This window comes from Candidatus Defluviilinea proxima (genome assembly GCA_016721115.1).
GTDB classification, from domain to species: domain Bacteria; phylum Chloroflexota; class Anaerolineae; order Anaerolineales; family Villigracilaceae; genus Defluviilinea; species Defluviilinea proxima.
Window position 1 is genome coordinate 4759241 of the sequence record JADKIW010000001.1, and the last position, 22626, is coordinate 4781866.

Here is a 22626-nt window from a genome sequence, read left to right on the forward strand (position 1 = left end):
TCTCATTTTCCAACCGAGCGGGATTATCCATATGAAAGACCCAAGGACCCATGGATGAATCCCTGAGGCACGAAAGTGTTCCTTACGCAATGAAGCTCAACAAGAGCAGGTCAGAAGAGTCATTCGAAAGCATTTTCCACGAGTATTGGTCATCGATCCACCGATTTCTCTCCCGCATGGTCATCGACCCGGCAGAAGCGGAAGACCTTGCCCTGGAAACCTTTTACCGACTCTATAAGCACGATCCTGCTGAACAGGATGGTTCCAATACGCGCGGCTGGCTCTTTAAAGTTGCCACAAACCTCGCATTGCAATCCATTCGAAGTTTCAAACGACGGGAGCACTACGAGACCAGCGCAGGCAAAGATGCATTAATTGAGATCCACGAAGAGCAGCCACCCAGAATTTTCGCAAAAAAAGAGGAGCAGCATCTTGTCCGCATGGCACTTGGTCAAATGAACGCACGCCAGACAGAGCTTTTGATCATGCGCCATTCAGGCATGGCCTACAAAGAGATCGCGGACGCACTGCAACTGTCCCCAACATCCATCGGTCCACTGCTCTTACGGGCAGAACGCGAATTCGAGAAGCAATACCGGAAACTCGCCCAGGAGGAAGAAAAATGAACAAACATCTGAACGACGGTCAATTACGAGCAGCCCTGGATGACGAACTGGATTCTGTGGGACTCACCCACCTTGAATCCTGTTCACATTGTCAGATGCGAAAACAAACGCTTCAGACTCACTCAAAGCTGGTCGCTGACCAACTGACTTTTCTCTCCTCCGAAACAAAAGATACGGGTCTTTCCTCATCTTCTGCCTGGCTTCGATTCAAAGAGTATCAACTTACCAAAAAGGAGACAAACATGTTTAGAAAGTTATTCGCATCACCGCTTGTGCGATATGGTGTTCCATCAATGCTGATCCTGGCGCTTGTCTTTGCATTTCCTGGAACACGGGCACTTGCAAGTGAAATTCTTAATCTATTCCGTGTGCAACAAGTAACTGTCGTCCCTGTCGATTTTACGGGCATGGAACGATTGAGCAGTATCAATGGCCCTGATGTCAGTCAACTCATTTCAGATTCGATTACAATGAATCAAGAACCCGGTGACCCGGTACAGGCGCAGGATGCAAGCCAGGCCAGTCAATTGACAGGTTTCAACGTGCGTGTTCCACAGGATATGACTCCATCCAGTATTTATGTAACGGGAAGTTCAGCATTCACCTTCACCATAGACCAAACCAAAGCACAGGCACTTCTTAATGAAGCTGGTCGCAGTGATCTCATCCTGCCCAATGCACTTGATGGTGCAAGAATATCCGTAGATATTCCATCCAGTGTAAGCATTGGCTTTGGGAACTGCCCTCCCCCAAGCAGTGATATGGAAGATTCTGAATTTGGCCCGGGCATCCGTCGCAGCTACGCAGGCTGCATCATCCTTGCTGAGATCCCAAGCCCGAGCGTTTCTGCCCCCGCAAGCGTTGACGTGACACAACTTGCCCAGATCGCTCTCGAATTCTCCGGCATGACCAGTGAACAGGCCGCAGCTTTCACCAGCACCGTCGATTGGACATCCACACTTGTCGTCCCGATCCCGAAGAACGCATCCACCTACGAACAGGTTGCTGTTGATGGTGTGACCGGCACACTCATTCAACGCACCCGCGAAGATGCCCCGCAATTCGCACTCATCTGGGTGAAGAATGGCATCATCTACGCCATCGGCGGAGTTAGTGATAATTTACAACAGGCACTCGACATCGCAAATTCACTTCCATAGGAAATTGGATCTTCGTGGCCAACGCAATCGAAACAGAAAGGCTTAGAAAAGTCTTCGGCGATTACGCCGCAGTGAAAGGCCTCACCCTGCAAGTCATGCAGGGTGAGGTGTTCGGTTTCCTTGGGCCCAACGGCGCTGGGAAAACAACATCGATGAAGATGTTGCTGGGGTTGATCGAACCAACATCCGGTTCAGCCTTCCTGCTTGGGAAACCGATCGGGAATCGCAAGGTCATGTCTCAAGTCGGATTTCTCCCTGAACATTTTCGTTTTCAAGAATGGCTGACTGCGGCTGAATTTTTATTGCTCAACGGTCAATTACTCAAGATGACCAAAAAGAATCTCAAGCAAAGGATGAATGAATTGCTTGAAAGGGTGGGACTCTCCGATTTTCGCGATAAACAATTACGTACATTCTCAAAAGGGATGCTGCAACGAATTGGGTTGGCACAGGCTCTGTTGAACAGACCAGCTTTGGTTTTCCTGGATGAACCGACCTCAGGGTTGGACCCGGTCGGTCGTCGCCTCGTCCGTGATGTGATCCATGAAGTCCGCGCGCAAGGGACATCCGTATTTCTGAACTCGCACTTACTAAGCGAGATCGAAGTGACTTGTGACCGGGTCGCGTTCATTCGCCACGGCGAAGTGGCGCGCATACTGGACTTATCATCATTGTCTGCCGACCAAACAAGCGTAACCATCCGTGTTGCCAATTTCTCCGCAGAGTCATTGGGCGGACTCTCACAATGGGGCAAGGATATGCAATTGGATGGCGAGTTTATTCATATGATCATCCCAAGCGATTCTGTCCTGCCTGAGATCACGCGGTATCTTGTGGCGCAACATGCAGAGGTGTATGCGATCACGCCGAACCGCATGTCATTGGAGGATATTTTCATCGAAACTGTCGGCAAGGATGGTGGGTTATGAATGCGATCTGGATACTTACAAAGTTAACTTTCCGCGAAGCAATGAGGCGGCGCATCATGTTGGCGGGGCTGGTACTGGGAATAGCATTCATCGTCATTTATTCGCTCGGTCTGCATTTCATTCTTGAACAAGTAGCCCTTGCTGCAAAAGCCGCTATCGCAGAGAATCCTTCTGTTCCGCAAAGTGCACAGAACATCATCGGTGTTGAAACCATGAACGGTTTTTTGATGGCAGGGCTGTATGCAGTGACCTTTCTGTCCATCACAATGGCTGCGTTGCTTGGTGCCGATACGCTTGCAGGTGAGATCAATTCAGGTACCATACAAACGATCGTCACAAAACCGATCCGTCGTGCAGATGTCGTTTTGGGGAAATGGTTGGGGTTTGCAGGGTTGCTCGGGCTGTATGTTTTGCTCATGGGCGGCGGAGTTGTCTTGAGCATGTTCCTGCAAACGGGCTACACCCCCGATAATCTATTGGCAGGGTTGCTGCTCATTTACATGGAAGCAGTACTCATCATGTCGGTCACAGTGACATGTTCCGCAGCATTCCCAGCGTTGGCCACAGGCGGGATCGTTTTCGGCCTTTACGGCCTATCCTTCATTGGCGGCTGGATCGAACAATTCGGCGCAGTATTTCACAATCAGACGGCTGTCCAGATTGGGATCTTTACAAGTTTGATCATTCCAAGTGAATCATTGTGGAGACGTGCCGCTTTTGAAATGCAAACCCCATTGGCCGGGGTATTGGGAATATCACCTTTTGGGGCAGTATCTGTTCCAAGTGTATTGATGGTGGCATATGCAGGTCTTTACCTTGTCGTCACATTGGTTTTATCCATCCGTATTTTCCAAAAACGCGACCTGTAGAGTCATTCCTTATTTGACCTTGCCTTCATTTCTTGCGGCAACAAACTTGCGTAAATAAATTCATGGGTTGGGGTTAGGACATTCAGTACACGCCCCAATCGGATGACTGCGCCTGTTTGTGCATCCAACTCCGATGGCCGTCCTTCCATAATATCCTTTTGCATCGAAGCGACCATGGACGGTAAACCATCAATGCGTTTCATCAACGAATCTACAAGGTCGCTTGCCAACATCACACCTTTCGCCCACCCAACATTCACAGCCTCAGTGATCGCAGATTTGAGCAACGCGCGCGATTCAGGTACAGCCCGAAACACATCGAACGGTTGGCGTGTCACTGCGCCCACACCACTCGTCGAACAAATAAAAACAAACTTCTCCCACATCGCAACTTGAATATCATTCGGAACTTCCACAATGATGCCATCCATCGCAGAAAAAATATTCTGCAATGCAACCACCCTTTCACTCTTCTCATTGTCCAACTCTCCAAAAACGATCACAGGCTTGATCGCCACATGCGTAATATGACCCGGCCCGGCAACAAACGAACTGATCCTGCACATGCCACCAAGTACGCGTTCACGCCCAAACGCATTGACAAGTAAGTCAACATGTTCGACTCCGTTCAGCAAAGGCAGGATCATCGTCCGCTCCCCCACAAGATGTTTCAACTGTTCAATGGATTCGTTCAACTGCCAGGCCTTTGTTGAAACGATGACACAATCCACTTCACCAACGGACTGCGGCATGGCAGTCGCCTTTGCAGGTTTTACTAAAAAATCGCCGCCGATCGAATCGACCTTTAGACCTGCCTCCGTTATGGACGCCAGATGCTTCCCTCGGGCAATAAACGTTACATCCTGCCCAGCCTGTGCAAGCTTCCCACCAAAGTAACCGCCAACCCCACCCGTTCCAAAAATCGCAAATTTCATCATCGCCTCTTAAATCAAAGGGCGGACGTTGAAACCAACATCCGCCCCGAAAGTTATAACTATCTTATCACTACTTGCCTTCGCGTCCCATCGCATCCATCACAGCAACGGCCGCGATCTGCACTATGGCATTCACATCATCGCCCGTCTGCAATACATGGACCGGTGCGCCCATTCCAAGCAGGATCGGTCCAATTGCTTTGGCGTTCCCCAACCGGGCCAGCAACTTGTAAGCGATATTCGCCGACTCAAGCGATGGGAACACCAACACATTCGCATCCTTGACCTTGCTGAACGAATAACGTTGCTCAATGATATCGGTCACAATGGCCGTATCCGCTTGCATCTCACCATCCACAACCATATCCGGGCGGCGAGACTTTGTCAGTTCAACGGCACGCCGCACTTTATCCGAAAGAGGATGAGGCGTGGAACCAAAATTTGAGAATGACAGGAACGCAACCCTCGGGTCCAATTCGAGGCGCTTGGCAAAATCCGCCGCGAGACATGCAATGTCAGAGAGATCTTCCGCAGTTGGGTCAATGTTGACCGTCGCATCCGTAAAGAGATACACACGGTCATCTACGATCATAAGATACACACCCGCCGCACGGGCCGCGCCTTTATCCGTATGATGGATCTGCAACGACGGACGAATAACATCGGGATAATCATAGGTGAGACCCGAAACGAACGCATCCGCATCGCCGAGCTTGACCATCATTGAGCCGAATACATTCGCATCGCGGACTTTCTTGGCCGCATCATTAATTGTCACGCCTTTGCGATTGCGAAGTTCATAATAGGCCTTTGCATATCGTTCCTGATCTTGATATTGGCGCGGATAAATGGTCTCAGGTTTGAAATCGAGGCCCAATGCAGTGATATGTTCCTGAATGACCTCTTCGCGCCCGATCAAAACAGGAGTGGCAATGCCTTCTTCCTGAATTTGATACGCCGCGCGAATGACCTTCTGCTCCTCACCTTCCGCAAAAGCGACACGCTTCGTACCACCTGAAGAACGCGCCTTGTTTTGGAAGAAGTAACGGACTTGTTCACCCTTGCCCTGACGGAACGCAAGCTGTTCACGGTACTCATCAATGTCAATAGGCTTGCGTGCCACACCGGTCTTCATCGCCATCTCAGCAACGGCGGGCGCTTCCCACAATAACACACGCGGGTCAAGCGGCGTCGGAATAATGTAATCACGTCCGAACTTGATACTCTCACCGCCATACGCACGAATGACCGAGTCGGGCACATCTTCTTTTGCCAATGCGGCCAGCGCCTTCGAAGCCGCGAACTTCATTTCCTCATTGATCGCACTGGCACGCACGTCCAATGCGCCACGGAAAATGAATGGGAAGCCCAACACATTGTTTACTTGATTTGCATAATCTGAACGACCCGTCGCGATGATGACATCTTTACGCGCCGCTTTCGCCAATTCAGGTTTGATCTCCGGGTCGGGGTTGGCCATCGCAAAGATGATCGGGTCGCTTGCCATGCTCTTGACCATCTCCGGCGTCAATACATTCGCTACAGAAAGCCCATAGAACACATCTGCATCGCGGACCGCGTCTGCCAGCGTGCGATGACCCTTGTCATCCACTGCAAGGCGATCCTTATACTTATTCATGCCCTCTTTGCGGCCCTTGTACACGACGCCTTTGGTATCTACGAGCATGATGTTCTCGCGCTTTACCCCCCACTTGATCGCAAGTTCCGCGCACGAGATCGCAGAAGCGCCTGCGCCTGAGATCACAATACGGATCTCTTCATGCTTCTTACCGACAATTTCCAATGCACTCGCCAACCCTGCAGACGAGATGATCGCTGTTCCATGCTGGTCATCATGAAACACAGGAATATCCAGCATCTTCTTCAATTCTTCTTCGATGTAAAAACATTCAGGAGCTTTGATATCTTCGAGGTTAATACCGCCAAATGTCGGCGAGATCGCCGCCACCACTTTGATAATCTCATCCGGGTCGTGTGAATTTACTTCAATATCAAATACATCAATATCTGCAAACTTCTTGAACAACACCCCCTTCCCCTCCATCACAGGCTTGCCCGCTAGTGCACCGCGGTCACCAAGCCCCAAGATCGCTGTGCCGTTCGAGATCACAGCCACCAGATTTCCCTTCGATGTATATTCGTAGGCATTCGCAGGGTCTTTTTCGATCTCCAACACTGGTTCAGCTACCCCCGGCGAATACGCAAGGCTCAAATCTCTTTGCGTATCCATCGGCTTGGTCGGCACAATCGCTATCTTGCCGGGCTTGCCTTTCAAACGATGGTATTCCAGCGCATCTTCTCGCGTGAACTTAGCCATAGGACCTCCTAAACGGGAATATGATAGAAGCAACGAAACTACTTCTTATTATATGAGAATTATCTAGTTCTGTTTGTCACAACTTTGTCCCGTGCCCTGAGCCCAAATTGACATGAAAATATCACGTTAACAAAAGTTAAAAAGCCATGTATAATTATCACATCCGCAAGGATGGACTCGCTAATTTCTGCCGCTTTTGCGGTCTCGTTGTAAGAACTTCTGGATTGAGCATAAGAGCAAGAACCTCCCCCGGTTTGGGAGTTAATCGGTACTCGAAAGGGTACCCTGTGAAGTCAAATTAGGAAAAATTTTGAAGAAGTATTGGACTTCCACCCCTCTTAACCTAATCACCCGACCTGACCTAGTCAATCGTCTCGTGATTTAATCTGCCCTCAGAAAACGCTTCTTGCGTGGACTTTGGGTTTGCTCAGCCTACCCAGACATTTCTCATCCCGTTACTACGGGATCTTCGACAGCCGAGACCGTCAGACGGTCTTCGGCTGTGTGCGTTAAAAATGAGAAAAATTACTGCTATTGAAGTGCAAAAGAAACGTTCTAATCGAGTAAATATTTACCTCGATGGGGAATTTGCCTTCGGACTGGAACGCATTACCGCCGCATGGCTCAGAGTTGGTCAGGAGTTGGAAGAAAAGAAAATTGAGCAGTTGCAAGCCGAAGATGCGCGTGAACGGGCGTTCCAACAGGCGTTACTCTTTTTGAGTTACCGCGCCCGCTCCGAATCCGAGATCCGAAAGAATCTGCAAAAACATGAGATTCCCGAATCGGTGATCGAGGAAACCATCGAACGCCTCCGCAAGGATGGGCTTGCCAACGACAATCAATTCGCCCGTGCATGGGTTGAGAATCGAAGCACCTTCCGCCCACGCAGTCGCCGCATGATGGCAATGGAACTTCGTCAAAAAGGACTCGACGATGAGTCAACGAAGTCCGCGCTTGAAGACGTGAATGACGAAGCTCTCGCGTATGAAGCGGCCCAAAAACGGGCACCCAGATTCAAAAGTCTGGAATGGAACGAGTTCAGAACAAAACTATCCGGGTTCCTCGCCCGTCGCGGTTTCTCCTATTCGGTGATCGCACCTGTCGTCACCCGCATTTGGAATGAAGCACACGCCGAGGAACAACATTTTGAAGAAGAGGACCTAACATGAATTCAATCGTGATATTGATAGAGAATATACTCGTCCTGATCGTGGGTGTGATCGCAGGGTACTTCTTCCACCGTTATCGTGTGGAACAACAAAGAAAAAGCCAGCAAAATAAAGCAGATGCCATCCTGAAAGGTGCCAACGAACAGGCTCGCCTGATCGAAAGTCAGGCACGGGAAAGCGCCACCAAGATCATTCAAGCCGCTGAATCTGAGATCAAGGAACGACGCATTGAGCTCAATAAAGAAACCGAGAGACTCGATAAGCGCCGTTCTGAACTCGACAGCCGCGTAGATCGCCTCGAGCAACGCGAACAAACTGTCAACAAGCGCCAATCCCAAGTGGATAAGCGCGCTAACGAGATCGACAAGTTGCATGAGGACCAGGTCAAGAGACTTGAACAGATCTCGCAAATGACCCAGGACGATGCAAAGAAAGACCTCTTTGCTGCTGTTGAAAAAGAAGCCCGCAGTGACATGGCGCGCATCATGCGCCAGATCGAAGCTGAGGCACGCGAGGAAGGCGAGAAACGCGCCCGCAAGTTGATCGCAGACGCCATCCAACGTGTTGCATCCGAACATGTGGCAGAAGTAACTCGCGCTGTGGTTACCCTCCCCAGCGAAGAAATGAAGGGACGCATCGTAGGCCGCAACGGACGCAACATCAAAGCCTTTGAGCAAGCCGCCGGTGTAGATGTGATCGTAGATGATACGCCCGACTCTGTCACCGTCTCCTGTTTTGACTCGGTCCGCCGTGAGATCGGTCGCCGTGCGCTCGAAAAGCTGATCCTTGATGGACGCATCCACCCCGCACACATCGAAAAGGTTGTGCAGGATGAAGCCAAAGCGGTTGAACGGATCATCAACGAAGCGGGCGAACAAGCCGCCTATGATGCCAATGTTTCAGGCGTACATCCTGAAGTCTTGCGCATGATGGGACGTCTCAAGTTCCGCACATCATACGGACAGAACCAACTTGCCCACGCAGTTGAAGTCTCCAAGCTGGCTGGTATCCTTGCCGCAGAAATCGGCGCCAATGTCGAACTATCCAAACTGGGCGGCTTCCTGCACGATATTGGCAAAGCCATGGATCACAACCAGGAAGGCACACATGCCATGCTTGGCGCGGAATTCTGTAAGCGCTATGGTGTGAACGCAAAGGTTGTAAATGCCATCGCTTCCCACCACCACGAAGTGGAACAGGAATCGATCGAAGCGATCATCGCCGAAGCCGCAGACGCCATCTCAGGCGCACGCCCGGGCGCACGCCGCGAAGATCTTGAAGCCTATATCAAACGCATCCGCACGCTTGAAGAACTGTCCACCTCCTTCGACGGCGTGGAACAAGCCTTCGCCATTCAAGCAGGCCGCGAAGTGCGTGTCATCGTCAAACCTGAAAAGATCGACGATCTCACCTCCGCCCGCCTCGCAAGAGACATCGCCAAAAAGATCGAAGAAACCATGCAATACCCCGGTCAGATCAAGGTGACCGTGATCCGTGAAACACGGTCCACGGAATTTGCGAAGTAAAAGATTAAACCAAAACGGGCTGTCAGTTTGACAGCCCGTTTTTGATTCAAAGAGCAAGCGTTACTTTACATCGATACTCGGCAAGACATTGTTGTTCGTAAAGATCAGGTTGGGAGATGTCCCCTGAGGGGTAAAGATGATCTTGTCTGTTTGTTTGATAGCCGAGGCATTGGCAAGCGCGACCTGAAGGCTTACGTAAGAAGGATTCTTTGCATAAAGTTCAGCAAGAGCAAGTTCTTTAGCCAGATCGACAAGAGCTTGTTCGGCAGCAACTTGCTGTTGGGCCTTCGTCAATTCCAATTGTGATTGGGCATTGATCGTCTCTTGTTGAATAACTGCAAGTTCAGCCTCTAATTGTTGTTGCTTCAACTGTTGAAGAGTGACTTGTTGACGAGCCTCTTCTTGCAACCTGGATTGCTCCACACGGATCCGACCTTCTTCAACCGCCTGTTGTGCTAAGGCTTCTTGCTGTGCTTTTTGAGCATCTTGTTTTGCTTTTTCAGTGGCTAAGCGACTTTGTACGATGGCATCCAACCCAGCTTGCACCTCGGGGGAGATCTTGATCTGAGGCACAGCGACGTTACGTACTTCCAAACCCAGCGGCTGGGCCAAAGCACTTAACTCATCATCGATACAAGTCCGCAACGCATCGCGACCAGAGCCAATGACTGCCTCATCAAATTTTTTGTCACCCACGCATACTTTCATTGCCTGTAACGTGAAAGCTGTCATACGTTGTTGCAGGGATTCATCATTCAGATAAATATTTCGATATCGTGAATAGTTGGAGATCACAACATCCGCTTCTCTTGGGCGGAATACATCAGCTGTCACTTCCAAGCCAATACGCTGTTTATCAATGGTAATGAGTTCGGGGTCATCCACTGTGATGGCAACTGCGCTGGTCTTGATCTTGACAAGTTGAACAAACAAACCAATATCATACGCAATACCGGGCTGCTTTATACTTCGAATCTCACCAGCTTCAATGGCAACGCCCACCTCGTCGTTGTTGATCACTTCAAAATACCAAAACGACCGGACCAATACAGCAATGGCAATGACTGCAACAACAATCACCAATCCCCAAAGCAGTCTTTTAGGGAATGTAAATGGAACGGAACGCATATTATTTTCTCCTCGTGGTTGTGGGTCTGGGTTTTGTCTCTTCATGAGCTTCCTCACCATTAATAATGAATACTACGATTCTATCAGCAATCTCCTTCAGCAAAATATACGAGAGTCTGGCAAAAAGGTTTTAGAGTAAGGCTTATTTCTCCAAGGGTCAAAAATTCACCACCCCCGGCCTGAGGCTCAACTCATCGATCAAGTTATTTAGCTCATCATCCGTCAACCGCCTCCCCTTTCCAGCATATGCGGTTAACGCGGCTTCCATCATATTTGTACCAAATGAACGGCCATCATACCGTGGCGTAGTTGTGATGATCGTCTTTATGCCACACGATTTGAGCAGTTCAATATTTTCCTCGGTGGTGGTGTTCGTCACTACAGTCTTGCCAGATAAATTCTTCGGCATGTATTTCCGCATGAACAGAAAATCACCCACGAGCAAATCCGATTCTTCAAAATATTTGGTGTACTTCGGCTCATGCTCAGCGCCATCACTGCCATAAAAGAGCATGCTCATGGGAAAGTAGCTGACAATCGGCAACATGACTCGCACGACTCTTTTGAAAGCGGGGATGCCATAGATCGGGATCGGGAGGCCTAAAGCGACCATCAAATCTCCGAACACGGTTCTTTCTGTGACATCGGAAACTGCCTGCATCAACCCAAGCCGGTCTATGGCAAGTGGCGCAAACGCCTGCTTGAAGTGGATGTCTCCAAGTTGAGTTTTGGCTAATTGAAATACGCGACGCTCAAGGGTGTGCTTGAGACCGCGACCATCACAGAGTGGAGTCTGCGTCACGCCGGAGACAAGTTTCAGGGCGGCATGAAGCGGATATTCTTTATCGTCGAGCCGCAGGTATAAATCCACACCACCAACGCCAAAGGCATCCACTTTGCCATCTAAATCCAGATACATCTGACGGGCTTTGGCAATATTGCCGTCCATACCCATGCGTTCGACCTGAACTTCAACCCCATTGAAGTTAACAACAATTTTCTTATCCCGTTTCGAACTCCCCAAACTGATACTGACTGCACGTTTCATATGCCCTCCCAAATCTATATTCCTTCTAAAAACGGATTACTTACCTTCTCATTCCCTACTGTTGTCATGAGACCATGACCAGAAAGAAGACGTGTGTCATCGGGCATCGTAAAGATCTGTTCTTTGATACTCTTCAACAGAGTCTCCCAACTGCCACCGGGCAGATCGGTGCGACCGACGGAACCATTGAAAATCAAGTCACCGCAAAAGCAGACTTTTTCAGAAGCAACATATAACACACAATGACCTGTCGTATGCCCCGGAGTAAAGCGGACTTCAAACTCATAACTACCCAACTTCAAAGTTTGTCCGTGGGCAAAGTCGATCGTTGGTTCGGGGCCGGGGTCAATGTTGAAGCCGAAGAGTGCGCCTCCGCCTGCGGCCCGCCACAGCACATGATCGTTCGGATGCAACGCCACCAAGGGCAAAGGGTTCAACGCATCGGCAATTGCACCTGCTCCGCCGATATGGTCAAAGTGTGCGTGCGTATACCAAAGATGACCGATACGCCAGCCACGTTTTTCCGCGGCTTGCAAGATAATATGCCCATCCCATGCCGGGTCAATGACAACTGCTTCTTTGGTTTCGGAATCTGCAACAAGATACGCGTTCGTTTGTACAGGACCCAGTGTAAAAGATACGATTTCAAACATGGACAAGCCTCCTCGGGAGAATAATACTAATTAAGACTGAAACAGCTATAAGTCCAAGAGAGAGCGTATAAATCGTCATCGGATCATTCTTGTAAATGAATCCCGCCAGCGGAGGAGTCAAAATAAAGATAACGGCGCTGACTGTCTCCATAACCCCATAGGTAAGTCCCATTTGTGATTCGTGGACAAGTTCGCGCGCCTGCGCCATCGCCAGCGGACGTCCCGCGCGGAATCCGCCGAGCAAAAAATATCCGAGCGCAAAAACCACAAGGCCTGTGCCACGCAACATAATGAACGCAAATGCCGCCACCATCAACTGTGACAGAATAAAACCACGATACGGATTTGTGCGGCTCAAGAAGATCGCAGATAACGCATTCCCCAAAGCGCCCAACGTAAAGACCACACCCACATTGCTCAACGAAAGTCCACGCACATCTTTCAAAAAATTCGGAGTGAAAGGTTGTGCGAGATACATCGCAAAGATCGCAAATGCCAGAATGCCAAGATAACTGAGGAAACGTGTGTTCTTCATCAAGCCGGTGGGTGGCGACTCGGGATCGTGACGATCTATCGGTTGCTTTTCAACAAAGAACATAAAAATAGTTGACACGAAAAAAATACATGCGGCAACGGTATAGACCGTGCGTAAACCATAATGTTCGCCGATCCATCCACCCGTAAGAGGGCCAAACACCATGCCGGTATTGAATGTCGCGGTCGTCAATGAAAGCGCCATGCCAACAGACCACTTCCCACGCGCCGCGGTCACATAGCTACTCAATGGTGATGAAACGAACGCGGTCAAACCATAGATCAACATGCCAACGACGAACCATGGCAACTCACGCGCAAACGCCATGATGATCGTTGCCGCGAGTCCCATGACCCATGCGATCACCAACAGCGGCCTGCGCCCGAAGCGGTCTGATAATCTCCCTGCGGGGATATGTGTGATCGCCATCGCCGCGCCGAACGCGCCCAATATCAAACCGATCTGTTGCTCATCACTTCCCAATGATTTCAGGTAGATGGGTTGAAAATTAAAAAACATGCCCTCGCCAAATCCCCAAGTAAGCAGGGCGAGAGCCACAAATAACAGATTACGATTCAAACGCGGCCTCCCACACGCTGGATAAATTCCAACGCTGATTCAAATACCTGACGATGAGCCGCATCACGCGTAACGACATGGCCTGATCCCGTTATATAAAGCTTTGTCTTATCTGACGCATTTTTCAGATCGCCGTAGATCAACTCCATATTTTCTGGCAACACATACGGGTCATCCTTCGAATGGATCAATAACACAGGCACATCTATTTGAGGCAAAGCCGCGCGCATTTCCCCGAGAAGTATATTCAACTCCCCGATCGAACGAACAGGATTCATCGGGTACGCAACGTGATCCTTCCATGCTTGCTTATCAAACCAACTCGCGCCTGGCTCTCCGTCACTTTTCGGCATATAGGCAACGATCTTACTGATCCATTCAATGTGCCGTAAGCGTGAGTCATCTTGTAATTTATATGGCGTAGACATTGCCACAACACCTATTACTTTTAGTCTGGTAGACGTCAACAACGACAATACACCGCCCATCGAAAGCCCAATGAGAAAAATATTTTCACTTACACCGCGCAAAAGGTTATACCCATCTTCCACCGAAGCCAGCCAATCGGTATAGCGCGAGCGGATCATATCTTCTGGGTCAGTGGCATGCCCTGTATTACGCATGCAAAGGCAGGTATAACCCTGCTCATGCAAATACTCCCCCATCAAACGCATCTCTTTGGGTGAACTGGTAAACCCATGCACAAGAAGACAGGCAGGCTTGGAACGATCACCTAGAAAGAAAAAAGGCTCCGCAGTGGGAATGATCTGTGACATACGTTGGATTATACAAGAACGGTGGGACGGATGTGAAACAAAACGGATAAGCGTTTTCAATTCCGCTTATCCGCTATATCCATCACTTCATCCAAGCAGGTCGAAGCGAAGCTACCTTCTTATACATCGGGCACGTTTTTACATGCGCCCCCTGCAAATACCCCGTAGACATGAGAAACTCGTTTACGATCTCGCCGCCCGTAAAGACAAAGGTTTTCTTGAATAGCTTTGTCCAATCGTCCTTCGTCAGTGGATGATGAGCATCCAGCCAGCCTTTGAAGGAGCCAAACTCTTTTTGCAGTGCCTGGATTCGTTTTGCATTTTCAATGGCGGCATTAACCTTCAAGCGATTGCGGATGATCCCTGCATCAGCAAGAAGACGGGCACGGTCTTTCTCTGTAAATTTGGCAACTTTATCTATATCGAAGTTACGATACGCTTTGCGGAAGTTATCCGCTTTTTTCAGAATCGTGATCCACGAAAGTCCTGCCTGATTGATCTCAAGAACGAGGCGTTCAAAGAGCAGGTTATCGTCGGTGATAGGGAAACCATATTGGGTATCGTGATACTCTCGATTGAAAGTATCTTCGGGGTGAGAATTGCAGTAATCGCAGTAGGTGGTCATTCTCCAAGTTCCTTCCGTAATTGGTCTTTTATATCCGAAGGCAGGTCCTTCCAATGAATATCCATTAATGCAGCTTGCAATCCCCACAACATGTTGAGAGTCACTTTTTCAGGGTAGGCTGCTTTGACCTGCTTATACGTCTCCACCACTCCAAGACTAGCAATATCGTCCAATGTATGAATCCCAATAGATGTAAGCCAATCTCTGCTTTTCGGTCCGATATTCTTCATAGTTGTATCTCCATGAGAGGCAGAATACGTTGATGATCCTCGATCATATAGCTTGCCTCGCCAACTTGATGCATTCCCATTTTCTCATAAAAGCCTACAGCGTTTGGGTCCGCTTCGAGCTGGAGTACCAGATGTCCCTTTAAGCGGGAGCGGGATACAGCATGGAGAAATAATTGTTTACCAAGTCCCAGCCCCATATGCTCAGGAAGCACCCATATATTTTCGACCCAAGCCTTGCCCTCTTTTTCCTGAAGAGTGTAAAAGCCAACAGGGCGATCATCCACTTCAGCAACCCAACTCTCGTGTTGTTGGAAGTAATCAGGGGAAAATGTCAGTTGAGGTTTCCATATCTCCAGCCAACGACTGGGATACTGCCAGTGAGATTTGGCAGAAAATGCGATAAGAGATAACGTATCGGCATCTTCTGGGGAGGCAGGGCGAATCTTCACGCTCATACCAGCTGGCTTTTACGAACCCCAAATATCTTTTGTAGATCTTGCTTAACCCAAATAGGAAGAGATGCAGCCAGCAAATAGGCGAAGCCCGGGAGCATAAGCCAGTGAATAATATCGTCAAAGACAACGATCCTATTTATCGATTCTTAAACGGGATAAAAGGCAGGTCGATCAAAAAAACAAAATGCCAACAGGATAATGTGATAGCGAGCATCATACCCATCGCAATATGGCGATGAGTCTTGTTCTCAGCATAAAACCATTCTGATAATTGAGGAATAACAAATATCAGGAATGCCAAACGATAGTCCCAGTTATTTCCTAGCAAAAAGGTGCCCATATAAATGGATGCTCCCATGCGAAAGGCAGTCAAGTTCCGTTCGGAAGCTACAGGCAAAGATTGGGAATTGCGTATCGCAGGGATCACGCCGATAAAGATCAACAAAAGACCCAAGCCTTCAAATGCGACCTTCCATAGGGGAGATTGAAAATAAGATGCAAAACGAGTAAGCAACACAAAGGTTCCATATGACATCATTTCCCCACGCCAGGTGGTAGTCCAAGCGGCCCTTTGACTCTCCCAGGTAATAAAGCCATATATCAACAGGATCATCACACCAACGGCCGAAAAAAGGAAAAAGCGCCGTTTTGATTCCCGAAACAATACTGTAATCCCAAAGAACGGAAATATCTTCACGATCGCGCCAAATATAAGCAACCCCATTGTCAGGTTGGTAGAGTAATCTGCCGCAAGAATAATAAGCGCACAAATGAAGAAGACGAAAAGGTCAACATTTCCTCTTTCATACAAAAGCATGGATGCTGGAGAAAAAACTATCAGCAACATCCAAAATGCACTCGTAACCGAAAGCCTTTGAGGGAATAGAAAAATGCCCGTAAAAAATAGAATGAGCATGACGATGCAGATCCAAATCGTATCATCTTGAGAAATGAAGTTTACATAAAAGAACAACCGCCAAAATGCTGGATAGTTGAAAATCCGCCCACCGGGCTCGAATGGATTTTCAACTGTTGGTTCAAATCCATTACGAAAAGACTCGGCACTGCTGGGGATGAGGCGAAAATCCATAAAAGGCAATTCTTCGGTCTGGACTCCCCATAGTTGCCAGGTCTTGTTGTATCCATAGTTTTTGAACATCAGAAGGAGAAATAGCCACATCAAGATTGTGGCAGAGATCAAAACGATACGTCCAGTATTCTCACGTGTAAAACCAAGTCGTGTCATCGTACACCGCCTGTAATTTTCTGAAGATCACGTTTCAGCCATTCTGGAAAGGACGCAACAAGTAAATATGTAAGCCCGGGCAACAACAGCCAATTAATGAGTTCGTCCACAATAAATATCCGATTCACTGAATCTTTTAAAGGGATAAACGGTAGATCAAATTGCACACGGAAACTCCAACAGGTCAAGAACAACAAGATCAGTGTGCCAATTGCACTCCAGCGGTGCCCTTTGTTTTCAACCCAAAGCCACTGGGACAGTTGAGGCACGACAAAAATCAGGAAGGCTAACCGGTAATCCCAATTATTACCTAGCAAGAAAGTCCCAACATAGATCGAAGCACCCATACGAAATGCGGCTAGGTTTCTCTCGTGTGATGCCAGCAAAGTATTCGATTCGCGGACGGCCAAGATCCCGGCGACAAGAATCAGAACGAGAGCAAGTGCTTCAAAAACAAGTTGCCACTGTCCATATGAAAACAGACCCGGGAATAATTCCAGTAAATAGTTTCCCAGTCTTGTGATTAAGACAAATGAACCGTAGGAAGCACCGTTACCTCGCATAGTGGTATTCCACGCCGCGCTTTGGCTTTGGAACGTCAACAATCCATAGACGATAATGAAGACAATGCTGATAATTGCTAACTTATAAAATTTCTGCTTTTGTTCTTTTAACAAAACAGTCAACCCAAACAATGGAAACATCTTCACTATCGCGCCAAACATGATCAATCCTGCTGTTAAGTTTGCAGAGTATTCCGTTGCAAGGATAATCATTGCGCAGATAAAGAAGACAAACAGGTCAGCATTTCCCCTTTCATACAAAAGCATGGAGGCTGGAGCAAAGACGATCAACAGCGTTAATAGCGCACTGAAAACAGATATCTTTTGCGGGAACAACATGATGCTCACAAAATACAGAACAAGCAAGGTCACAACAATCCAGACCGTGTCATCTTGTGTAATGTTGGTGTAAAAGAACAGACGCCAAAAGGCTGGGTAATTAAAGATGCGTTCGGTAGGGTCATACGGATTTTCAATCGAAGGCTCATATCCGTGACGAAACGATTCAGCGCTTCCTGGGATCAACCGAAAATCCATAAAGACCGGCGGGTGTGGACCAACCCCCAATAACTGATAGGTATCTCCATACCCATAAAATTTAAATAATATCCCCAATATTATCCACATCAAAACAATCCCTGCAATAAGCAGGGATTTACCTTTGTTTTCACGAATCCAATTAAATAGCATTACCCCACCACTTTGATCTCACGCGGCATATCGGACAGTACATCAGCGCCGGTTTCTGTGATTACCACATTATCTTCAATGCGGACGCCATTTCTGCCAGGCAGGTAGATTCCCGGTTCAACAGTGAATGCCATGCCAGGCTCAAGGATTTGCATATTGTCGCCGCGCATGTAAGGCTCTTCGTGACCTTCCATGCCAATGCCGTGACCAGTGCGATGTGTGAAATATTTTCCGTAACCAGATTTTTCGATCACATCTCGTGCGGCAATATCCACACTCGCGCATGGGATGCCCGGCTTCGCGGCGGCGCGGCCTGCGGCGTTCGCATCTTGCACGATCTTGTGAATCTTTTGATATTCATCATCCACCTCACCCACTGCGAAAGTGCGCGTGAGATCAGAGATATAACCATCGTAAGTAGCGCCCCAATCCACCACAAGCAAATCGCCAGCTTGAAGTTTTCGTTCACTGGGCGAGGCATGCGGATTGGCTGAGTTCGGTCCGCCCGAGACAATGGGCGCGAACGGCATCTCAGGTTCAGAACCGTGTTTGAGCAATTGCATCACCAATTCAGATGACAATTCTTTTTCGGTCATGCCGATCTTGATCAATGGGATGGTCGCTTCAAGCGCCGACTGCGCGATCTTAACCGCTTTGCGCATCGTCTCTACTTCATTCTTCTCTTTCCTCAAACGCAAACCTGCCAACACATCGCTGGCATCAGGATAATCTGCTTCGGGAGCAGATGTCTTTACGTAACTGTATTCCAACAAGCGGAGATTCCGTGGCTCGACGCCGATCCGCTTCCCATCAAGGCCGAGGGCCTGCGACGCGCTTCGAAAGGCCTTATCCCACTCGGATGGTTTTTCCGGGTAGGCAAAGACTTGAAGTTTGTAAGGCAACGAAGCGACTTTCTGTAATTCAAGTTCCGGTAACACAATAGCCGGGACTTGATCTTTTGCGAACAGCAAAACAACTGGACGTTCCATCAAGTGAAAGTGGAGGCCGGTGAGATGCGTCAGTGTGGGACCGGGATTCAGAATAACCGCATCCAGGCCAGAAGTCTGTAATGAGGCGTTGAGTTTATCGAAGCGGGTTTGCGTCACAAGAGTCTCCTAATTCAGATGATGATTGCGTTTTGAAAAGACGTACAAAATCCAATCTACTACAACAGGGAACAATGTATCGAAGCCAGTGATAATGCGAAAATACCAAGGAATAACAAGACTGCGCACAGGGCGTTTTGCCACGCTCACTACACGGCTTGCTACATATTCAGATGAGAGATGCGGATACTTAAAGCGTTTGACGGTGTCGCGTGATTTTGTATGACCAAGCCGTTGACCGAACTCGGTAGTTGCGGGGCCAGGATAAATGCCGCTGACCTTGATACCAAGCGGAGCGACCTCACGACGAAGCGCATCGGTAAAAGCACGCACACCATATTTACTGGCGGCATAGGTTGTGATGAGTGGCGAGGCAATGAGACCCGCCACCGATGACATGTTGATGATATGACCCGCACGCTGTTCGATCATGTGCGGAAGGACAGCGTGTGTAACAAGCATGGTACCCGTGAGATTGACTTGAACGATGGTTTCGATACCGCGTTCAGGATCAAGCTTTTCAAACCAATCCATACTGCCATAGCCAGCATTGTTGAAGAGGATGTCTATCTTTTCATAGAGATCAAGCGTGGTCTGTACCATCACTTCAATCTCAGCGGGCTGGCTTACATCCACAGGGATGGCCAAAGCTTCGCCGCCCTCGTTTTGTATTTCAGCAACCAATGCTTGCAAACGGTCAAGCCGACGTGCGGCAAGCACCACCTTGCATCCCTCTTTCGCAAAAAGACGCGCGGCATCTTCACCAAACCCCGAAGACGCCCCGGTGATGAGAACAACTTTATCTTTTAGATCTGCAGACATGAAACCTCGTAACACGTTGAAAATCAAACGTCAAAGATTGCTCGATGCTCAACCTTTGACGTTTGATTCAGTTAATCTATTCTTCTTCGCTCTCTTCGCTCTTTTGTTTCTTCGGCCGTGGTGGCTCGATCACAACTTCGGATGATAGGGCGATCTTCAAAACATCGTCCATGTGTTTCACTGGGAGAATCTTCAATTCAGATTTCGCCGTCTTGGGCAAATCCACCAAATCTTTCAAATTCTTTTCAGGCAGAATGACCGTCTTCAACCCGGCGCGGTGCGCGGCTAATACCTTCTCGCGCACGCCGCCAATCGGAAGCACGCGTCCACGCAGAGTGATCTCGCCGGTCATGCCTACATGACGATAGCCCGGACGACCTGTAAGTGCAGAAATGATGGCAGTTGCCATCGTAATACCGGCAGACGGTCCGTCTTTCGGAATGGCACCTTCCGGCATGTGTACATGAATATCCATGCGCTCAAACACTTCGGAATCAATGTTTAATTGCGCCGCACGCGATTTGATATACGTCAACGCGGCCTGCCCAGATTCCTGCATCACTTCGCCCATCTGCCCGGTCATTTGCAAACCGCCCTTGCCTTCCAGCACTGCCACTTCCACCGGCATGATCTCGCCGCCGTTCTCCGTCCACGCAAGCGAGGTGACTACGCCTACTTCATCCGTACGCTCGGCCTCAGACTGGAAGAATTGTTGCGGGCCTAAAAGTTTTTCAACCGCTTCGATCGTAATGAGAGTCGGGAACTTCTTCCCCTCCGCTTTCAAACGCGCGATCTTACGGCAGACTTTACCGATCTCTCGCTCTAAATTGCGGACACCAGCTTCATATGTATATTCACGAACAATGCGACGGATCGCCTCAGACTCAAACTGGAGGTTGATCCCGTCCAATCCATTTTCTTCAATCTGACGAGGGACCAAATACCGATTTGCGATCTCAAGCTTTTCCTCTTCGATATAACCGGGAAACTCGATCACTTCCATACGGTCGAGCAAGGCAGGAGGGATACTGCCGAGATAATTAGCCGTTGTCACGAACATTACTTTCGAAAGGTCAAATGGCATTTCGAGGTAATGGTCGCTAAAGGCGTTGTTCTGTTCGGGGTCGAGCACTTCCAACATGGCCGAGGCTGGGTCGCCGCGGAAATCGGAATACAACTTATCGATCTCATCCAACATGAACAGCGGATTCGACGTCCCAGCCCGCTTCATGGTTTGGATGATACGCCCGGGCAATGCGCCGATGTAGGTGCGGCGATGCCCACGGATTTCAGCTTCATCGCGCACACCGCCAAGCGACACACGCACGAACTTCTTGCCCAGTGCTTCGGCAATCGAACGTCCGAGTGAGGTCTTACCCACACCGGGAGGCCCAACAAAACACAGGATGGGTTGTCGTTCTTTCTTCGGCTTCAACGAACGGACAGCAATATACTCAAGGATACGTTCCTTGGCTTTCTTGAGTCCGTAATGATCCCGTTCAAGGATCTTGCCTGCGTTCTTCACATCGAGATTATCGGGCGTGAAGTTCGACCACGGCAATTCCACGATCCAATCAAGGTATGTACGGATGATTCCCACTTCGGGGGCCATCGGCGGCATCTGATTTAACCTATCCAGTTCTTTGAGCGCCACAGCCTTTGGTTCAGCAGGAAGATTTGCAGATTCCAGCCTTGTCTTTAAGTCAGTGGCGTCTTTTGTGAAGATGTCGCCTTCACCCAATTCGTTTTGAATTTGGCGCATCTGCTCGCGCAAATAAAACTCACGTTGACTCTTATCCACTTCATCCTGCACGCGCGAGTGGATCTCATCTTCAAGCTCCAACACATCCACTTCCTGCGCAAGGATCTTATTCAATGCCTGCAAACGTCCGCGCACATCGAGCAACATCAACAAACCTTGCTTGGCCTCGTAATTCAAAGCCAGCGACGTAGCGACCATATCGGCCAACCAGCCAGGCTCAGAGATGTTCATTGCGAAAAGATGTGCTTCATCGGGGATCGTGCGATCCAACTGCACGCAACGGTCGAACAGATCAAGCACCGAGCGCATGAGAGCCTGCGTTTGGCGGTCCGCAGTTTGAGGTTCAGAAACGACGCGCGCTCGCACTACAAGATAAGGCGTCGTGCGGACAAACTCCACAACTTCCACGCGGCGGCGTCCTTGCACGAGAGCAGAGTGCGAGCCATCTGGCATAGCAAGCAACCGCCCCACTGCCATCTCCACACCCACAGGCAGAAAGTCTTGCACGCCGGGTTTATCCTGATCGGGGTCAGTTTGCGTAAGACCGATAATGGTCAGTCCTTTGCGCTGTGCTTCTTCCACGGCAAGCAGTGAAGCCTCGCGCCCTACAAAGATCGGCGAGACCATACGCGGGAAAATGATCAGATCGCGCAACGGCAATACCGCGGCCTCGATCATGCCATTGGCATCGGGCTCGCGATTGGGAATGCGATACAACTCCTCTGTACGTTGCGAGAGGGTCAGGTCGAAATTATCTTCTTCTTCGTTCCATTCTTTTGGATGACTCATCTGTTCTCTTATCGGGCACGTGTTGTGCCCCTACCTTTATAAACGGATATGACCTATGCTACCATCT

Annotated in this window: 21 protein-coding genes; 6 read left to right on the forward strand and 15 right to left on the reverse strand. The window is 49.1% G+C overall.

Annotated elements, in window-relative coordinates:
* The first annotated feature begins 50 nt into the window (after positions 1 to 50).
* The 4 genes from IPP66_22140 to IPP66_22155 all read left to right on the forward strand — a co-directional run bounded on the left by IPP66_22140 (position 51) and on the right by IPP66_22155 (position 3584).
* Positions 51 to 626: a sigma-70 family RNA polymerase sigma factor gene (locus IPP66_22140; protein ID MBK9927982.1), complete on the forward strand. Its 576-nt coding sequence runs from the start codon at positions 51 to 53 to the stop codon at positions 624 to 626.
* Complete coding sequence (locus IPP66_22145) at positions 623 to 1786, forward strand: hypothetical protein (GenBank protein ID MBK9927983.1); 1164 nt, start codon at positions 623 to 625, stop codon at positions 1784 to 1786. The genes IPP66_22140 and IPP66_22145 overlap by 4 nt, the downstream gene beginning before the upstream one ends.
* A gap of 95 nt (positions 1787 to 1881) precedes the next feature.
* The gene (locus tag IPP66_22150) at positions 1882 to 2715 is read left to right on the forward strand and encodes an ABC transporter ATP-binding protein (GenBank protein MBK9927984.1); all 834 of its coding nucleotides are present in this window, start codon (positions 1882 to 1884) and stop codon (positions 2713 to 2715) included.
* Complete coding sequence (locus tag IPP66_22155; GenBank protein MBK9927985.1) at positions 2712 to 3584, forward strand: ABC transporter permease subunit; 873 nt, start codon at positions 2712 to 2714, stop codon at positions 3582 to 3584. The genes IPP66_22150 and IPP66_22155 overlap by 4 nt, the downstream gene beginning before the upstream one ends.
* Before the next feature lie 2 nt (positions 3585 to 3586).
* Here the strand turns inward: IPP66_22155 and IPP66_22160 are convergent, their stop codons facing one another.
* Entirely contained in the window at positions 3587 to 4519 is a 933-nt protein-coding gene (locus IPP66_22160; protein ID MBK9927986.1) for a 2-dehydropantoate 2-reductase, read from the reverse strand.
* A 70-nt stretch (positions 4520 to 4589) separates the two neighbouring features.
* Positions 4590 to 6857: an NADP-dependent malic enzyme gene (locus tag IPP66_22165; protein ID MBK9927987.1), complete on the reverse strand. Its 2268-nt coding sequence runs from the start codon at positions 6855 to 6857 to the stop codon at positions 4590 to 4592.
* A gap of 515 nt (positions 6858 to 7372) precedes the next feature.
* Between IPP66_22165 and IPP66_22170 the strand changes: the two genes are divergently transcribed.
* Positions 7373 to 8026: a RecX family transcriptional regulator gene (locus tag IPP66_22170; GenBank protein ID MBK9927988.1), complete on the forward strand. Its 654-nt coding sequence runs from the start codon at positions 7373 to 7375 to the stop codon at positions 8024 to 8026.
* Positions 8023 to 9552 (forward strand): ribonuclease Y, encoded by a 1530-nt coding sequence (rny, locus tag IPP66_22175; GenBank protein ID MBK9927989.1) that lies wholly within the window; start codon positions 8023 to 8025, stop codon positions 9550 to 9552. The genes IPP66_22170 and rny overlap by 4 nt, the downstream gene beginning before the upstream one ends.
* A gap of 60 nt (positions 9553 to 9612) precedes the next feature.
* Here rny and IPP66_22180 read toward each other — a convergent pair whose 3' ends face one another.
* The 13 genes from IPP66_22180 to lon all read right to left on the reverse strand — a co-directional run bounded on the left by IPP66_22180 (position 9613) and on the right by lon (position 22448).
* Positions 9613 to 10725: an SPFH domain-containing protein gene (locus tag IPP66_22180; GenBank protein ID MBK9927990.1), complete on the reverse strand. Its 1113-nt coding sequence runs from the start codon at positions 10723 to 10725 to the stop codon at positions 9613 to 9615.
* 112 nt (positions 10726 to 10837) lie between these two features.
* Positions 10838 to 11728 carry a quinate 5-dehydrogenase gene (locus IPP66_22185; GenBank protein ID MBK9927991.1) on the reverse strand — a complete coding sequence of 297 codons (891 nt, stop codon included), beginning with the start codon at positions 11726 to 11728 and terminating at the stop codon, positions 10838 to 10840.
* 14 nt (positions 11729 to 11742) lie between these two features.
* Positions 11743 to 12381 (reverse strand): MBL fold metallo-hydrolase, encoded by a 639-nt coding sequence (locus IPP66_22190; protein ID MBK9927992.1) that lies wholly within the window; start codon positions 12379 to 12381, stop codon positions 11743 to 11745.
* Positions 12374 to 13495, reverse strand: a complete 1122-nt coding sequence (locus IPP66_22195) for an MFS transporter (protein MBK9927993.1) — start codon at positions 13493 to 13495, stop codon at positions 12374 to 12376. The genes IPP66_22190 and IPP66_22195 overlap by 8 nt, the downstream gene beginning before the upstream one ends.
* Positions 13492 to 14271, reverse strand: a complete 780-nt coding sequence (locus IPP66_22200) for an alpha/beta fold hydrolase (GenBank protein ID MBK9927994.1) — start codon at positions 14269 to 14271, stop codon at positions 13492 to 13494. The genes IPP66_22195 and IPP66_22200 overlap by 4 nt, the downstream gene beginning before the upstream one ends.
* 82 nt (positions 14272 to 14353) lie before the next feature.
* A complete protein-coding gene (locus tag IPP66_22205) occupies positions 14354 to 14896 on the reverse strand; it encodes a DNA-3-methyladenine glycosylase I (GenBank protein ID MBK9927995.1) in 543 nt (180 codons plus the stop codon).
* Entirely contained in the window at positions 14893 to 15126 is a 234-nt protein-coding gene (locus tag IPP66_22210; protein MBK9927996.1) for a TfoX/Sxy family protein, read from the reverse strand. Before IPP66_22210 ends, IPP66_22205 begins: the two co-directional genes overlap by 4 nt.
* Positions 15123 to 15581: a GNAT family N-acetyltransferase gene (locus IPP66_22215; protein MBK9927997.1), complete on the reverse strand. Its 459-nt coding sequence runs from the start codon at positions 15579 to 15581 to the stop codon at positions 15123 to 15125. Before IPP66_22215 ends, IPP66_22210 begins: the two co-directional genes overlap by 4 nt.
* Before the next feature lie 136 nt (positions 15582 to 15717).
* Positions 15718 to 16827 (reverse strand): hypothetical protein, encoded by a 1110-nt coding sequence (locus tag IPP66_22220; GenBank protein ID MBK9927998.1) that lies wholly within the window; start codon positions 16825 to 16827, stop codon positions 15718 to 15720.
* Positions 16824 to 18080 carry a hypothetical protein gene (locus IPP66_22225; GenBank protein MBK9927999.1) on the reverse strand — a complete coding sequence of 419 codons (1257 nt, stop codon included), beginning with the start codon at positions 18078 to 18080 and terminating at the stop codon, positions 16824 to 16826. Before IPP66_22225 ends, IPP66_22220 begins: the two co-directional genes overlap by 4 nt.
* Positions 18080 to 19186, reverse strand: coding sequence for an aminopeptidase P family protein (locus IPP66_22230; GenBank protein ID MBK9928000.1), 1107 nt, complete (start codon positions 19184 to 19186; stop codon positions 18080 to 18082). Before IPP66_22230 ends, IPP66_22225 begins: the two co-directional genes overlap by 1 nt.
* A gap of 9 nt (positions 19187 to 19195) precedes the next feature.
* Complete coding sequence (locus tag IPP66_22235) at positions 19196 to 20008, reverse strand: SDR family oxidoreductase (protein MBK9928001.1); 813 nt, start codon at positions 20006 to 20008, stop codon at positions 19196 to 19198.
* 76 nt (positions 20009 to 20084) lie between these two features.
* Positions 20085 to 22448 carry an endopeptidase La gene (gene lon / locus IPP66_22240; GenBank protein MBK9928002.1) on the reverse strand — a complete coding sequence of 788 codons (2364 nt, stop codon included), beginning with the start codon at positions 22446 to 22448 and terminating at the stop codon, positions 20085 to 20087.
* Positions 22449 to 22626: the final 178 nt, after the last annotated feature.